Source organism: Pleomorphomonas oryzae DSM 16300 (assembly GCF_000422965.1).
Classification (GTDB): Bacteria; Pseudomonadota; Alphaproteobacteria; order Rhizobiales; family Pleomorphomonadaceae; genus Pleomorphomonas; species Pleomorphomonas oryzae.
Map to the genome: position 1 here is coordinate 86,681 of NZ_AUHB01000014.1, position 14,788 is coordinate 101,468.

12 protein-coding genes are annotated in these 14,788 nt (G+C 63.3%); 2 read left to right on the forward strand and 10 right to left on the reverse strand.

Annotated elements, in window-relative coordinates; translation table 11 throughout:
- Window positions 1-46: 46 nt before the first annotated feature.
- Entirely contained in the window at window positions 47-1,732 is a 1,686-nt protein-coding gene (locus G522_RS0120575) for a methyl-accepting chemotaxis protein (RefSeq protein WP_026792651.1), read from the reverse strand.
- Between the two features lie 800 nt (window positions 1,733-2,532).
- On the opposite strand from G522_RS0120575, the gene G522_RS0120580 reads away from it, so the two are divergent.
- On the forward strand, window positions 2,533-3,354 hold the full coding sequence (locus G522_RS0120580; protein ID WP_026792652.1) for a hypothetical protein: 822 nt from the start codon (window positions 2,533-2,535) through the stop codon (window positions 3,352-3,354).
- Between the two features lie 184 nt (window positions 3,355-3,538).
- On the opposite strand, the gene arfA is transcribed toward G522_RS0120580, so the two are convergent.
- The 5 genes from arfA to G522_RS0120605 form a co-directional block, all read right to left on the reverse strand.
- Complete coding sequence (arfA, locus tag G522_RS0120585) at window positions 3,539-5,053, reverse strand: arabinosylfuranosidase ArfA (protein ID WP_026792653.1); 1,515 nt, start codon at window positions 5,051-5,053, stop codon at window positions 3,539-3,541.
- A 212-nt stretch (window positions 5,054-5,265) separates the two neighbouring features.
- Window positions 5,266-6,585: an extracellular solute-binding protein gene (locus G522_RS0120590; protein ID WP_026792654.1), complete on the reverse strand. Its 1,320-nt coding sequence runs from the start codon at window positions 6,583-6,585 to the stop codon at window positions 5,266-5,268.
- A 96-nt stretch (window positions 6,586-6,681) separates the two neighbouring features.
- Window positions 6,682-7,527 carry a carbohydrate ABC transporter permease gene (locus tag G522_RS0120595; protein ID WP_026792655.1) on the reverse strand — a complete coding sequence of 282 codons (846 nt, stop codon included), beginning with the start codon at window positions 7,525-7,527 and terminating at the stop codon, window positions 6,682-6,684.
- 3 nt (window positions 7,528-7,530) lie between these two features.
- A complete protein-coding gene (locus tag G522_RS0120600) occupies window positions 7,531-8,460 on the reverse strand; it encodes a carbohydrate ABC transporter permease (RefSeq protein WP_026792656.1) in 930 nt (309 codons plus the stop codon).
- Between the two features lie 11 nt (window positions 8,461-8,471).
- On the reverse strand, window positions 8,472-9,551 hold the full coding sequence (locus G522_RS0120605) for an ABC transporter ATP-binding protein (RefSeq protein WP_026792657.1): 1,080 nt from the start codon (window positions 9,549-9,551) through the stop codon (window positions 8,472-8,474).
- Window positions 9,552-9,894: 343 nt separating this feature from the next.
- On the opposite strand from G522_RS0120605, the gene G522_RS27965 reads away from it, so the two are divergent.
- Window positions 9,895-10,632: a FadR/GntR family transcriptional regulator gene (locus G522_RS27965; protein WP_051228957.1), complete on the forward strand. Its 738-nt coding sequence runs from the start codon at window positions 9,895-9,897 to the stop codon at window positions 10,630-10,632.
- Window positions 10,633-10,645: 13 nt separating this feature from the next.
- Here the strand turns inward: G522_RS27965 and G522_RS27970 are convergent, their stop codons facing one another.
- The 4 genes from G522_RS27970 to osmF form a co-directional block, all read right to left on the reverse strand.
- Window positions 10,646-11,431 (reverse strand): ABC transporter permease, encoded by a 786-nt coding sequence (locus G522_RS27970; protein ID WP_156887005.1) that lies wholly within the window; start codon window positions 11,429-11,431, stop codon window positions 10,646-10,648.
- Window positions 11,428-12,366, reverse strand: coding sequence for an ABC transporter ATP-binding protein (locus G522_RS0120625; RefSeq protein WP_026792658.1), 939 nt, complete (start codon window positions 12,364-12,366; stop codon window positions 11,428-11,430). The genes G522_RS27970 and G522_RS0120625 overlap by 4 nt, the downstream gene beginning before the upstream one ends.
- Window positions 12,363-13,547 (reverse strand): ABC transporter permease, encoded by a 1,185-nt coding sequence (locus G522_RS0120630; RefSeq protein ID WP_051228959.1) that lies wholly within the window; start codon window positions 13,545-13,547, stop codon window positions 12,363-12,365. Before G522_RS0120630 ends, G522_RS0120625 begins: the two co-directional genes overlap by 4 nt.
- A 65-nt stretch (window positions 13,548-13,612) precedes the next feature.
- Complete coding sequence (gene osmF, locus G522_RS0120635; RefSeq protein WP_036840270.1) at window positions 13,613-14,521, reverse strand: glycine betaine ABC transporter substrate-binding protein OsmF; 909 nt, start codon at window positions 14,519-14,521, stop codon at window positions 13,613-13,615.
- Window positions 14,522-14,788 lie beyond the last annotated feature (267 nt).

Sequence of the window (14,788 nt, forward strand, 5' to 3'; positions counted from 1 at the left end):
CCGATCAAGGTAGCGGCCCTTTCGTTATGCCCTAAAGCCCGCGGCCTTACGCCGCCGAAACGTCCTGCAGGAATCGCTCCACGGTCTTGCGCAGATCGGTGGACCGATCCGTGACCAGCTTGGAGGCGTCGAGGACGTCGGTGGCGCAGTGGAGGGTTTCGCCGACGCGGCCGGAGACGGCGGTCATGGCCCGCACCACATCCTTGGCGCCATTCGCCGTTTCAGTGATGTTGTGAGAGATCTCCTGGGTGGCGAGGCCCTGCTGCTGCACCGCCGACACGATGGCCGAGGTGCTGTTGTCGATGTTCCTCATGATCTCGGTGATCTGGCGGATGGCGTCCACCGCCTCGGCGGTCGACGACTGCACATTGGAGATCTGCTCGGAGATCTCGCCGGTAGCGCTCGCCGTCTGCGAGGCCAGCGACTTGACTTCGGAGGCCACCACCGCAAAGCCCTTGCCGGCCTCGCCGGCCCGCGCCGCCTCGATCGTGGCGTTCAGGGCCAGGAGGTTGGTCTGTTCGGCGATGTCGGAAATGAGCTGGACCACCGTGCCGATCCGATCGACCGAGGTGACCAGGCCGTCGATCTTCTGGCTGGTGGATGTCGCCGCATTGGTGGCGTTGCGGACGATGTCCTTGGTCTGGGTCACCTGACGGGAAATCTCCTGGACCGAGGCCGACAGCTCCTCGGTGGCCGAGGCAACCGCGTCGACGGCGGCGGCGGCTTCCTCGGATGCCGATGCGGCGCCAGTGGCCTGGTTGGATGTCGCATCGGCAATGCCGGTGAGGGTATTCGCCGTCGTGGTCATCTCGCCGGCGGTGGTGACCACCGCGCCGAGCGAGCCAGTGATGTTGCCGCGGAAGGAGTCGACCAGCGAGTCGATGCGCTGCTGCCGGTCACGCTGCCGGCGGTTTTCGATTTCCTGCTCTTCGCTCAGCTTCTTGCGCTCGATGATGGCATCGCGGAAATAGGCAACGGCGTGCCGCATGGCGGCGATTTCTTTCAGGCCGCCAGACTCATCGAGATAGATGTCGGTGTTGCCGGTAGCCAAGGTGCGAAGCTCTTCAACGGCGCCTGCCAGCGGCCTCAGGATGGAGCGCATGATGAGGAGGGCCAGAACGGCCGATGCTGCCAGGAGAACCACGCAGATGGCTGCGAGAATGGCGGTCAGCCGGGAGGTGCGCGCGTCGAGGTCGTCGACGTAAAGACCCGTGCCGACCACATAGCCCCAGGGCTTGAAGAGTTTGACGAAGGAGCGCTTCGGAAACAGCTTGGTCGGCTCTTCGCCGGGCTTTGACCATTGGTAGCTATAGGTGGCTTCGTCCCCGCCCGCGGCGGCTATGGCCGCGTTCATGCCGATGAAGATGGCTGTTCCGTCGCTGCCCTTGTAGGTGGTGAGATCCTGGCCGTTCAGCTTCGGCACCATGGGATGCATGATCATCGTCGGATGCAGATCATGGACCCAGAAATAGCCGGTTTCGTCGTAACGCATCGACTTGATGGCGGCCAGCGCCTGGGCCTTGGCATCCTGCTCGGAGATTTCCCCTTTGGTGACGCGCTCCTGATAGCCGGCAAAGATGCTGTAGGCGCTATCCACCATGTTCTGCAGACGGTGGTCGGTATCCCCATAGAGGGTAGAGCGAAACTGAACGACCGAGTATACGGCGAGCAGGATGAAGCTGAGGCAAAGAACGCCGACGATAGTAATCAGCCGACCGCGGATGGTGTGCATGTCTTTCTCCAGAAATGGAGCGCCATTTTCCTAACGTCTTGTAAGCGCAAAATAAAAACAGGAGGTAAATGAAAAGTGCGAATAGAAGAACTATCTCGCTGATTGTGGTCGTATTGCAGTCTACATTCGTAAGTATACATAGGCCAACGCTGATTTTTCCAAGTAGTGTGTATTCTTAATGTCAAAAATAACTAGGAATAACGGGGAAATTAAGCTTTCATTAAGAAGGCTGTATCCCAAGGGTGGATTGGATGATCTATTGCTCTCTGACGAAGGTGGCCTACACAGGCCTCCGTCCGTCCTGTTCGCATCTGGTCCGTTCCCTCAGGCTGCCAATGTCGCGCTTGGGCTGAACTTGGGAGCTCTCATAGCCGACTCTGGCGAGACGCAAATCGAGGCGGAGGCAATTGCCGGCCATGTGGGCAGTAACAAGTCGTTGTCGGGAGGTACGGCAAAGCGATCTGTAGCGCAAAATCTCTTAAGTATAATTGCTAGTTGCTTAGCCAAATACCAGTCTGCGGGGGCATTTTTTTCAAATGGCGTATCTCGCAGCAGGTCCTGCCGATAAAACATTGAATATTCTCACCTCGTGGCCTGTTGTTCGTGCTGTATTCGGCATCTTTTCCAAATTGGGATGCTGTGCCGTATAGGTTGTTTTTACGATCCTACAACCCGGGGTTCACGAATATTTAAACCCGCAAAGATATCTAGGCTCACAGGAGTTCTAGATGCGCAATACGGAACTATATCGTCGGCAATCTTCGCCCAGAGTCGAAACGTCTCCGCCTGTTAGGGCAGATTTGGCGCGGCTGGGTGGTTCGGAGGTCCAGGCCTGGGAAGGGACGGCAGTCTTCAGCGTCTGCCGGTCTCTCTTCCTGCGCAGCCGCCTGGAGAACTGGGTCAAGGCAACCCGATCGGCAGGCGCGGCGCCGCTTCTCAAGGAACTTTACGGTTTCGAGGAGGAGGCTCGTCTCGATGATGCCATGCTGCTCCTGCAGCAAGGCGACGATTTCATCTATGTCCATCAGGGGACGAACTCAGTCCACGAGTATGGCAAGGTGTTCCGCGGCGTCCTCTTGTCTTCCATCGTCGGCAATATGGGCCTGTCCTTCCGGCGACTTTACAACGCAGCCCTTGCCGACATGCGGCCGCGCTACATCCAGTTCCGCACCGACTTTTCCGCCCGTCACGTCCGCTGGGAGCGCGTCGTCCTGCCCCTCGTTTCGGATGAGCAACAGACGACCAAGTTTCTGCTGCTCTATTCCGAGCCGCTCGATGACAAGCTGGAGATCCTGCAGGCGGCTTTCGACAAGTCGTCGATCGGCATGGTCGCCGCCACCAAGATGATCGGCGAGGATAAGGCGCTGGAAGACGCGTCGATCCTGCTGGTCAACAACCGGGCGCGTTCCATGCTGGGAATGGATGAGGATTTCGTTCCCGTCTCCACGGTGCGCGACCTCAGGGCCTGGATTCAAAACGTCAAGAAATGGGAGCAGATCGACGAGCCCAAGACTACCTTGGGCAAGACGATCATCGGTTTCCGCGACAAGGAGAAGGCGAAGAATATTACGGCGGTGATCGAGCCGATCGAGCACTTCGTCATTTTTCACTTCCTCGACTGACAAAGCCCAAAACGACGAACGCCGCGACTGGGGGAGTCGCGGCGTTCTTGCGGGCCAGCAGACGGGAGCGCTGCCGGCAGGGTGCGGCAACCGGGGAAGCGGTCGCCGCGCGCCTTATCTATTTTCACGCAATTCCGGACGCAAAACCGGTTCCTACTTTTGCTGGAATTGCTGTGGCTTTGCCTCAGCCCTTCGGCTTGGTGACGATGACGTTCCAACTGCCGGGCATCAGCTTGGCGGTCAGCGCGTCCTTTTCGATGGCGACCGACTTGATCGGCGCCGGCGCCACGGTGTTGGGGGCGTCCTTGGTGTTCACCGCCTTCATGTTGGGGTGATAGACCTGCAACGCCTCGGTCACTTCGCGCGTGCCGCCGAAGCCGCGCAGCTCGACCTTGAGGTCCATCGGTTCGGCGAGATTGCGGTTGAGCGCGAAGATCACCACTTCGCCGGTGCTCTCGTCCTCGGTGACCGCGGAGATGAGGTAGGGCATCTCCTCGGCCGTCTTGCCGGCGAAGCTGCCGGAAGTGGCGAGTGTCCGGAGCACCCGGCCGCGGGCATATTTCGCCGTCAGCGCGAAGGGGTGGAAGATGGTCTGGCGCCAGGCAGGGCCACCCTGCTCGGTCATGATCGGGCCGATGATGTTGACGAGCTGCGCAATGCAGGCGCACTTCACGCGGTCGGCGTTGTTAAGCAGCGTGATCAGCGCGCCACCGATGAGCAGGGCGTCCTCGGTGTTGTAGACTTCCTCGATCAGCGGCGGATGCTCGGGCCAGCCGGGCTTGCGGAGGTCGTCATGACCGCGCGCCTTGTACCAGACGTTCCACTCGTCGAGCGACAGCATGATACGCTTCTGCGAGCGGCGGTTGGCCGCCACGGCGTCGGCGATCGCCACCACTTCCTTGATGAAATAGTCCAGGAGCTCGATGTTGCCGAGGAATTCCTCGGTCGAGTCATGCGGGTTCATGAAGTAGGTGTGCAGTGAGATGAAATCGACGTAGTCGAAGCTGTGGTCGAGCACCTCGTACTCCCAACGGGCGTAGGTGGCCATGTCGCGGTTCGATGAACCGCAGGCGGCCAGTTCGATCGACGGGTCGACCCAGCGCATCACCTTGGCGGTTTCCTGGGCGGCGCGGCCATATTCGGCTGCCGTCTTGGCGCCGATCTGCCAGGGGCCGTCCATCTCGTTGCCGAGGCACCAGAACTTGATGTCGTGCGGCTTCTCGTAGCCGTGGCTCTTCCTGAGCTCGGAGAGTTCGGTGCCGCCGGGATGGTTGCAATATTCGATGAAGCGGCGGGCCTCGTCGAGGCCGCGGGTGCCGAGGTTGACGCCGAACATCGGCTCGACGCCGACCTGCCGGCACCAGTCCATGAATTCATTGGTACCGAAGGCGTTGGTCTCGGTGGAGAACCAGGCAAGGTCGAGCCGGCGCGGGCGCTGTTCCTTCGGGCCGACGCCGTCTTCCCAGTTGTAGCCCGAGAGGAAGTTGCCGCCGGGATAGCGGACGATGGTGACGCCGAGCTCCTTGGTGAGGTCGGCCACGTCCTGGCGGAAGCCGTTCTCGTCGGCGGTGGGATGGCCCGGTTCGAAAATGCCGGTATAGACGCAGCGCCCCATATGCTCGACGAAGGTGCCGAATACCCGGCGGTCGAGATCGGAAATGGCAAAATCGGCGTCGACGATAAGACGAGCGGACGTCATGAGCTTTCAGCTTTCGGGTTTGAAGGATCTTTAAGGTTGCAGTGCCCCGGCTGGGGAGAGGGCACCGCAGACCCTGGCGCGGTTTCCGGCCCTTGAGGGACGGAAGGCGCTCGTCGTCCGTATCCAACCGGTGGGAGGAGGCCGGCCGGGCGACTGCGGCGGGTGTCCTGCCCGGCCGGTCGCAGTGATCCGGCCGGGCAGAGTGTCGTGGCTTACTTCGCGTTGGCGAGCAGCTCGTTGATGCGGGACTCGGCGTCGGTCAGGGCCTGATCGACCGGCTTGTCGCCGCGCATGGCCGAACCGACTTCTTCGCCCTCGATTTCCTGGATCGAGAACTGACGCTTGACGGCCGACGGCAGAGCGGTGCCGTTGACGGCGAGCGAGGCGATGTCGCCACGGTGCGGCAGGTTCTTGAACTGGTCGCTGTTGATGATCGACTTGCGAATCGGCAGGTGACCGGTGCGCGACCACTCGTAGTTATTGTCCCAGAGGAACTTCATGAACTCGATTGCCGAGGCGCGCTGCGCGTCGGTGAGATCCTGCTTCAGAAGCACCCAGCTATGACCGTCGGCCCAGACACGCGGGCTGCCGGGGTAGATCTGCGGGAAGGCGGTCACGGCATAGCCGTTGGCCAGCGCGCCGCTCTTCTTGGCTTCCTGGTCGTAGGTGTCGATCAGCCAGGTGCCGCAGATGAACACGCCGCCTTCGCCAGCTGCGAAGCTGGACACGGACGCCGCGTAATCCTGGTTCTTGGTGGTCAGGTCCTTCGAGAAGATGTCGGCCAGGAGCTGCAGGGCATTCTTGGCTTCCGGCGAGGAGAAGTTCACCTTGTTCGGATCGGCGAAGAAGTCGACATTCTGCTGGTAGAGCAGCGTGTCGAAGGTGCGGGTGTAGAAGGCGGTCTCGTTGGCCAGCGTCGAGATGAAGTAGGGCTTGCCCGTCTTCTCCTTGAACTGCTGGGCCTGCTTCATCAGCTCGTCGGTGCTCTTCGGCAGGATCGGCTTGCCGGCGCTATCGACGAGGCCGGCCTGCTTGAAGAGGTTCATGTTGATGTGCCACAGCCAGGTGTGGGTGTCGAACGGCATGGCGTAGATCTTGCCGTCCTTGGTGACACCCTGGCGGGCGGCATCGGTCATGTCATTGACGTCGACGCCGGCCTTGGCGAAGTCGTCATCGAGGGGTTCGAGCAGGCCGCGCGACGAATAGTCGGAAATGACGGCTTCGTGCATGACGGAGATGACCGGCGGCTCGCCGGAGCGGATGCGGGCGGTGAGCTGGTCATAGCCCGGCCACTCGACGATCTCCGGCTTGACGACGGTGGTCTTGCTGTCGGCGTTGAACTTGTTGATCAGCGCGGTGATGATGCCGCACTCGCCGTTGGCCTTGGTCACGTCGGTGACTGTGCCATAGTCGGCCTCGCAGGCGCCGAAGAAGCGCGCAACGGAGATCTCGGTCTTGTCGGCCGCAAGCGCTGCGCTTGCGCCAGCGGTCACGACCAGACTCGCCAGCAGGGCAGTTGTTAGCTTTCTCATTGGACCTCCTCCAATACGGCCGATCTCTTTGAAAATCCTTCGCGCTCGGCCGGTCATGCGCTGGATTCCGTCTTGCTGAACCCCTCCTCCGAGGGATCAGCTGATCGCCGCGCCGGCCACGGCCCGGACGATGTATTTCTGGAAGAACAGGTAGACGACGAACACCGGCAGGCCTGCGAAGATCGCCTGCGCCATCAGGAAGCCGAGGCCTTCCGATTGGGCGAAGTTGGTCTGGGTCGAGGCCATGCCGACGGTGATGGTGAACATCTCCGGCTTGGTCGCCGAGATCAGCGGCCACAGGTAGTCGTTCCAGGCGCCGAGGAAGGAGAAGATGCCGAGCGTCGCCTGGGCCGGGATGGTCAGCGGCAGCAGCACCTTCCAGAAGATCTTGAAGCGGGAGGCGTTGTCGAGCATCGCCGCCTCGTCGATATCCTTGGGGATCGCCTTGAAATACTGGGTCATCAGGAAGACGCCGAAGGCACTTGAAAGGCCCGGCAGGATGATCGCCGGGTAGGTGTTGTGCATCTTCAGGTCGGAGAACATCTGGTGGCGGGCAATGATCACCGCCTGCTCCGGCACGGCGAGACCGAGCAAGACCAGGACGAAGATGATGTCGCGGCCCTTGAACTCGGCACGGGCGAAGCCGTAGCCGGCGAGCGAGGACAGAACCAGGATGCCGACGGTGACGCCCACCGACACCACCGCGCTGTTCCACAGCCAGCGGAACACACCCGATGTCTGGAAGATGTCGGCGTAGTTCTTGAGCGTGTAGGGCGGATGGAAGGCGGAGGCCGTCGAGATCATCAGCTCCGAGTTCGGCTTGAACGATAGCAGGAGCGTCCAGGCGATCGGCAACATCCAGATGACGGCGACGAGGACGACCGTGAAGAGGATCAGCTTGTTGCCGATGCCGCGGCCGACGATGTGTTCACTGGCAGCCATGGCTTATTCCTCCACGCGCTTGCGGGACACGAAGAACTGGGCGAGGGCGGCAACCGCCATGATCAGGAACAGGATTTCCGAGGCGGCGGCGGCATAGCCGAGGTTCCAGGAGCGGAAGCCCTGCTCGTAGATGAACAGAACGATCGGGCGCGAGGCGTTGTTGGGGCCACCCTGGGTGAGCAACTGGGCCTGACCGAACAGCTGGAACTGGGCGACGATCTCGTAGATGACGACGACCAGCATGGTGCGGCGGATCGACGGCAAGGTGATCGACCAGAACGAGCGCCAGCGACTGGCGTTGTCGAGGGCGGCGGCTTCATAGAGTTCGCCGGGGATCTGCTGCAAGGCGGCGAGGAACAGCATCATCGGCAGGCCGATGATCCACCAGATGGTACAGATGGCGATCGCCACCAGGGCCAGCGAGGACGATGTGACGAAGGCGACCGGCTCGAGGCCGAGAAGCTTGAATATGCTGGCGATTGCGCCGTTGCCGGGCATGTACATCATCTTCCAGATGATGGTGACGATGGTGACCGACAGCACCGAGGTGCCAAAGAAGATGGCGCGCAGCACCGCCGCGGTACGGTCGCTGCTGTTGAGCGCGAGCGCCAAGAGAAGGCCGATCGCCACGAACACCGGCACCGTCATCACCACGAACCAGACGGTGTTCCAGACCGTGCCGATGAAGATCTTATCGTTGAACAGCCGATGATAGTTGGCCATGCCGGCATATTTCGACGTGTTGTCGAACATGTCGGACTGGAGCATCGACATCCAGATGCCCTTGAACAGCGGGTAGACCAAGAGCACGACGTAGAACACCAGGTAGGGTGCCACGAACAATGCATTGGACCAGCGGGGGCCGATCGAGGCGCCGGTCGGGCGCTTGACCGCCGCAACCGCCTTGCCGGGAGAAAGCGTGACGTCCGTCATCTCACCCTCCGTCACTGGCGCGCGTGATAGGCGAGGCCGTCGGCATCGAAGAGGTGCGCCGTGGCGCCTTCCACCGCGAGGCGGACGCTGTCGCCCGGCTGGACCTGGCTGATGCCCTTGTCCTCAGCCACCAGCGTGCTGCCGTCTGCGAGGCGAATGTGCGCATGCGTACGGTCGCCGAGGCGCTCGACCACTTCCACCTTGCCGGGGATCGCACCGTCTTCACGGACGCGGATCGCCTCGGCGCGGAGACCAACACGCAACTCGCCGGACGGCAGGATGTTGATGGGAACGTCGGTCTCGATGACCGAGCCGTCGCCCAGCACGGCGGAGGCGAAGCCGCCGCGATCCTTGAGGTTGATGGTCAGGAAGTTCATGGCCGGCGAGCCGACGAAACGGGCGACGAATTCAGTGGCCGGGCGGCCATAGATTTCCATCGGCGTGCCGACCTGTTCGACCTTGCGGGCGTTCATCACCACGATGCGGCTCGCCAGCGTCATCGCCTCGACCTGATCATGGGTGACGAAGATGGTGGTGGCACGCGTCTGCTGGTGCAGACGGGCCAGCTCGACGCGGGTGCGGACGCGCAAGGCGGCGTCGAGGTTGGAAAGCGGCTCGTCGAACAGATAGGCCTTGGGGTCTTTCACCAGGGCGCGGCCGATGGCGACGCGCTGGCGCTGACCGCCGGAAAGCTGGCCGGGCTTGCGCTTCAGAAGGTGGCTGATCTCCAGGATGCGGGCGGCTTCCTCGATGCGACGGCCGATTTCCTCGGTGGGCGTGCCGATGTTCTTGAGACCAAAAGCCAGGTTATCGAATACGGTCATGTGCGGATAAAGTGCATAGTGCTGGAACACCATGGCGACGCCGCGTGCCCCGGGGGGGAGATTGTCAACCCTTTCGCCGCCGATGCGGATCTCACCGCCGTCGACCGTCTCCAGCCCGGCAATCATGCGCAGAAGCGTCGATTTGCCGCAGCCAGACGGTCCGAGGAAGGCGACGAACTCGCCGGAGTGGACGGTCAGCGACAGCTCCGAGATCACCTCGACGGAGCCGAACCGCTTGGACACCGAATCCAGTTCGATGCTGCTCACTGCACTCTCCTCCACAAAACCAGTTTTCTTCTTATGGTATGATGATAAGATTGTACGGCGAGCAGGAGCCTTGTCAATCCTCGCGTTGGACATTTTTGGCGAGAAAGGTACAGCTAGCCGGTGCTTCCCGGGGGAAGGGCGGACGAGCTGGGCGACAATTCCCTGCTGAGGTCTCGATCGGGCTTACCGCTGCAAGCGGAGGCTGGCCCGCTTCATGGCTCGAGTGTTTGTCGGACTGAGGCAACTCAGAGGCCGGCGAATGCTCCGTATCGGATTGGCTGGGCAGCCACTGTTCGATCTGGCCGGTGCGGCCTCGACGATGGGTGCTCTGGGAAAGAGACATATGTTCGAAAGAGATTCCACCATCAGCACCATGAGTGCACAGGTCGCGCGAATCATCGGCACCCGTATCGTCTCTGGCGAATTCGGCCCCGGTGACTCCCTGCCGATCGAGGCCGAGCTTTGCCAGGAATATGGGGTCAGCCGTTCGACGGTGCGCGAAGCGGTGAAGAATCTCGCCGCCAAGCGGCTGATCGAGGTGGCGCCCAAGGTCGGTACGCGGGTGCTGCCGTTTGCCGACTGGAACCTTCTCGATCCGGACGTGCTGTCCTGGCGCCTCAGTGCCCAGTTCGACGAGCGGATCATCGAAGATCTTTACGAGGTGCGCCAGTGCTTCGAGCCGCGCGCCTGTTACCTCGCCGCCCGCTCCGGCACGACGGAAGATCACGACCGCATCCGCCGACGCTATGCCGACATGGTATCGATGCTCGATCAGGCGCCGTTGGCCGCCGGCGCCGAAAGCGAGTTCCACCTTGCCATCATCGCGGCGACGCACAACGGCCTGTTCGTGACGATCGGCGGCGCCGTCAAGACCGCGCTCAAGGCGTCGTTCAGCATGACGCAGAAGGACGCCAGCGGCACGCCGATCGACCTTGCTCCTTACGAGGCGGTTCTATCGGCCATTCTGGCGCGCGAAGGCGAGCGCGCCGAGGCGGCAATGCGGTGCCTATTGGATCTGTCACGACAGCGCGTGCTGGCGGCCGTCGCCCATCATCGCGAGCGCGGCCGCGGCTGGCGCTGACGTTCCGGACGGCTCATACCGGTGCCTGTTGCCCGTCCGTCGCCGGCCGGCTCGCCTGAGGCGAGGCGCCCCGTCGCTTGCTTGTCCGGCGCGCCAAAATCTGAAAGCCGTCGGAAATCAGCACTGCCAGGATGCCGGTGATCACGCCGCCCTGGACGACGAAGGCGAGATTGTTGGACTGAAGGCCGGCGACGATCACCTCGCCGAGCCCCTTGGCGGCCACCGTCGAGCCGATGGTCGCCGTGGCGAGACCGATGACCGCCGACAGCCGGATACCCTCGATGATCAGCGGCATGGCGAGCGGCAGTTCCACCTTGAGGAGACGCTGGCGGCCGGTCATGCCCATCGCCGACGCGCTCTCCACCACGGCGGGCGGCAGCGTCGACAGGCCGACCAGACTATTCTCGAAGATCGGCAGCAAGCCGTAGAGGAACAGGGCCAACCGGGTTGGCCCCTCGCCGAACCCCATGGCCGGCACCGACAGGGCCAGCACGGCGACCGGTGGAAAGGTCTGGCCGATGTTGACGGCGGCGCGCGACAGGGCGAGGAACTCGGCCCCCGCCGGCCGGGTGACGAAGATGGCGAGGCCGACGGCGACGATGGTGGCGGCCGACGTCGCCAGCGCGACGGTGAAGAGATGCGACAGCGTCAGGCTGACGAGGCTGCCCTGATTGTAGATGGCCGGCGCGCCATTGTCGGTCAGCGGCGCCAGCAGGCCGGCGAAGCGGTCCGGCATCGCGAGGAAGGCGATCAGCGCCGTGAAGACGACGAGCCTGAGGAGGAGGCCGGGGCGGATCATCTGGGTTGCGCCGCCCTGTCGGTAATGCCGGAAAGGCTGACGCGGCCGAGAGGCGCGCCGTCGTCGCCGATCACCGGGGCAGCCTTGCGGCCGGACCAGAGCAGCGCGCCGAGACCCTCGTAGAGGCTGGCACTGGCGGCAAGCGGTGCGCCATCGGCTTCGCCCGGCTCGACGGCCGAGCCTAGCGTTCCCAGCGTCAGGTAATGGAAGGGACGGTCGGCGGTACCGATCAGGTCGTCGACGAAGGCGTCGGCCGGCCGGGCCAGGATGTCGGCGGCCGGCGCATACTGCTTGAGTTGTCCAGCGTCCATCACGGCGATGCGGTCGCCGAGGTGGATGGCCTCGTCCATGTCGTGGGTGACCAGCAGGATGGTGGTGCCGGTGCGCCGCTGAATGGCCTTGAGGTCGGCCTGGGCCTTGCCGCGGATGATCGGGTCGAGGGCGCCGAAGGGTTCGTCCATCAGGAGCAGGGCGGGTTTGGCTGCCATCGCCCGGGCAACGCCGACGCGTTGCTGCTGGCCGCCGGACAGTTCATGCGGATAGCGGCCGGCGAATTGGGCATGATCGAGCTGGAACAGCTCCATCAGTTCCTCAACACGGGCGGCGACCTTCTTGCGGTCCCAGCCGAGCAGCATCGGCACAGTGGCGATGTTGCGGGCGACCGTCCAATGCGGAAACAGGCCGTGGCTCTGGATGGCGTAGCCGATCGATCGACGGAGCTCGTAGGCCGGCATCTTCAGGACGTCGCGGCCTTGCACCAGGATGCGCCCCTTGGTCGGTTCGACCAGCCGGTTGACCATGCGGAGCAGCGTCGACTTGCCGGAGCCGGAGGTGCCGACGATGACGGTGATGGTGCCGGCTTCGACGTGCATGTTGACGTCGTCGACGACGGCGGTATCGCCATAGACCTTGGTGAGATGGCTGAGATCGATCATGCCTTGCCTCTGCCGGAAATCTCGATGGCGGCGTCGAGCACGACGGCGGCGGCGAATGCCAAGGCCACCGGCGGCAAGGCGCCGAGCAGGATGAGGTCGGTGGCCGTCTGGCCGAGCCCCTGGAACAGAAAGACGCCGAAACCGCCGCCGCCGATCAGCGCCGCCACCGTGGCAAGGCCGATGTTCTGCACGAGGACGATGCGGATGCCAGTGAGGACGACCGGCAGGGCCAGCGGCATTTCCACCTGCAGGAGCCGTTGGAAAACGGTGAGGCCCATGCCACGCGCCGCGTCGACCACGGCGCGCGATACGCCGTTGAGACCGACCACGGTGTTGGCGACCATCGGCAGCAGCGAATAGAGGAACAGAGCCAGAAAAGCCGGCGCGGTGCCGATGCCGCGAATGCCGATGGCGTGGGCGCCGGGAACATTGGCGGCAACCCAGCCGAGCGGGGCGATCAGGATGCCGAACAGCGCCATCGACGGGATGGTCTGGATGATGTTGAGGACATTGATCAACGGATCGCGGATGGCGCGGAGCTGATAGGCGACGACGCCGAGCGGCAGGCCGATGACCACGGCGGCGGCGAGCGAGCCGCCGGCAAGGATGACGTGATTGATCGCCTCGCGCCAGAACACGTCGGCGCGGCTGCGGTATTCGGCGATCAGCGACAGATGGCTCCAGGCGCCGGAGGCGAGGAGGCCTGCGACCAGCGCCACCGTGACGGCGAGCGCGATCAGCCTGCCGACCGGGCCGAGCTTCAGCCGCACCATGGCATCGGTCATCAATATGGCGCCGGCGAACAGGCCGACCCAGAAGCCGCTTCCCGGGGCGATGCGGGCATAGGGACTGTCCGCCGGCGTCAGATGGGTACCGGCGGCGCCGGCCCCCAGCGCCAGGGCGACGAGCGCCAACGCGCCAAGGGCGAGGCGCAAACTCGGCCGACGATTTGCCACCGCCGTGACGAGCGCGGCGATCAGCACCGCGCCGACAGCGGCGGCGGCCGTCGGCGGCAGCGCGTCGAACAGCCTGAGGCCGTTTCCGGCGGCGATGCGGGTCGCCCGGAAGGTGACGAAGGGCAGGGCCAGCGCCACGGCCATGAGGATGGCGATGACGACGCCGAGACGGTCGATCCGCGGCGTGGCGGCTCCGTCCGTTGCGGCGTCGGCGAGCGTCGTCATGACAATCCTTTACGCTGGGAGACAAGTGGAGGGGACTGGAATCCAATCCCCTCCGTTTCAGGTTGTTACTTCAGAAAGCCCTTGGACTTCAGATAGTCCTCGGCGACCGTCTTGGCCGGTTCGCCGCCGATCTGGACACGGGCGTTGAGGGTTTGCAGCGTCGTGAGGTCGAGGCTCTCGAAGATCGGCTTCAGCGTGTCGGCAATGGCCGGGTTGGCTTTCAGCACCTCTTCGCGGACGATGGCGGTGGGCTGATAGACCGGCTGCACCGCCTTGTCGTCAGTGAGCACCACGAGACCGGACGGGGCGATGGCGCCATCGGTGCCATAGACCATGGCGGCGTTGGCGCCGTTGGTCTGGTCGGCCGCCGCCTTGATGGTGGCTGCCGTATCGCCGCCGGACAGCACGATCAGCTGCTCGGGCGTCAGCTTGAAGCCGTAGGTGGTCTGGAAGGACGGCAGCGCCGAGGCGGAGTTGACGAACTCGGCGGACCCCGCCAGCTTGACCTCGCCGCCCTTAGCCACCCAGGCGCCGAAGTCGCTCAGCGTCTTGACGCCGGCCTTATCGGCCACATCCTTGCGGAGCGCGATGGCCCAGGTATTGTTGGCCGGCGACGGCGTCAGCCAGACGATCTTGTTGGCGTCGTAATCGAGCTTCTTGGCTTCCTCGTAGGCCTTGGCGGCATCCTTCCAGATCGGGTCGTCGGCCTTGTTGAAGAAGAAGGCGGCGTTGCCGGTATATTCGGGATAGATGTCGATCTCGCCTGCTGTTATCGCCTTGCGCACCACCGGCGTCGCGCCGAGCTGGATGCGGTCTTCCACGTCGATGCCGGCATTCTGAAGGGCAAGCAGGATCATGTTGCCGATGACGCCGCCTTCGGTGTCGATCTTCGAGGACACCACGACCTTGGCATCGGCGGTGCCGGCGAAAAGGCCTAGGGCAAGCACAGCGGTGGCATATCTCATGGGGGTCATCACTGTTCTCCTGGCTGATAGCGGAATAATCCCGATCTTCTCAATCCTGCCGGCGATCGGGAGACACGGCGGTCTCGGATCAGTCAAAAATAGCAATAGGATTGTCGAAAGCTGGCAGTGGTGCGCGCTTATCGCTCGCCACGACACTTCAAACCGGGCGTCTGTCGCGGTAACGCGGCGGAGTCGGCGCAAAATGGAAGGAAGGACAATTCGGGCACGCTCTCACCTTTCGCCGGGAACAATACGCGAGGTTCCCGATTTAGGGAA